This window comes from Mesorhizobium sp. M7A.F.Ca.CA.004.04.2.1, from assembly GCF_004022825.1.
Lineage (GTDB): Bacteria > Pseudomonadota > Alphaproteobacteria > Rhizobiales > Rhizobiaceae > Mesorhizobium.
The window spans coordinates 1-1,055 of record NZ_RZPH01001456.1 but is presented as its reverse complement, the minus strand read 5'-3'; the positions used below and the strand labels follow the sequence as shown (position 1 = coordinate 1,055).

The following is a 1,055-nucleotide window of genomic DNA, read 5'->3' as shown; positions in this document are numbered from 1 at the left end:
GATCACTCGTATCTGCGATATCAGCGCCAATTCGACCCCGGCAACGGGATTTCGCGCAGGACACGGCCGAGCCGTTGGAGGAAAAGCGCCATGGCGACCCAAGCTGATGCGCAGGAACTGGCGGCCTTGCGGGCGCTTTCGGCCAGCATCGGGCGGAGCCCGCATCTGACCCAGGCGGCAGGCGGCAACACCTCGCTGAAAGCCGGCGACACGCTGTGGATCAAGGCCTCCGGCACCTGGCTGAAGGACGCGCTCGTCGATGACATCATGGTGCCGGTGGCGATGGCGCCGCTGCTGAGAGCCGTCGAGCAGCGCGATCGCGCCGCCGACCAGCCGCAGGGTTTCACCATTGCAGCGCTCAACCCGCGCGGCCTGCGGCCGTCGATCGAGACCACGGTGCACGCCCTGATGCCGCAGCGCGTTGTTCTGCATGTCCATTGCGTCGACACCATCTCGCTTGCCGTGCAGGCCGATGGCGAGGCCGAGGTCGCCAGGCGGCTCGATGGCATCGAATGGGCCTATGTGCCCTATTTCCGGCCCGGCCTGCCGCTTGCACGCGGCATCGCCGAGAAACTGCGGCCTGGTGTCGACGTGCTGATCCTTGGCAATCACGGCCTGGTCGTCGCCGCCGAAACCGTCGCCGGGGCGGAGCTTCTGCTGCGCCGTATCAGGTCATTGCTGGCCCGGCCGGCGCGCGCGACCGCCGCACCAGACCTCGACGCCTTGGCGGCGCTTGCCGGCGGCAGCGGCTACAGATTACCGGCCGCTGTCGAAGCGCATGCGGTTGCGCTCGACCCTGAGAGCCGCCGCATGGCGCAGGCCGGCAGCCTCTATCCGGACCACGTCATCTTCCTCGGCCAGGGCTCCGTCGTGGCGAAACCAGGCGAGGCGGTGGCCGATGTCATTGCACGACTGGGCACGTCGCCTGCGGCGATCCTGTTTCCCGGCGCAGGCGTGCTGATGCGCGGCGACGCCAGTGCCGGCGCCGATGCCATGCAACGCTGCCTCGCCGACGTGACGGCGCGCATCGATGTCGCCGCGCATCAGCACGCCTG

The 1,055-nt window shown here is 68.9% G+C and carries 1 protein-coding gene; it reads left to right on the top strand.

From position 1 onward, the window contains the following. Nucleotides 1-90 precede the first annotated feature (90 nt). A partial coding sequence (locus EN893_RS35350; protein WP_164901454.1) for a class II aldolase/adducin family protein occupies nt 91-1,055 on the top strand: 965 nt, incomplete at its 3' end.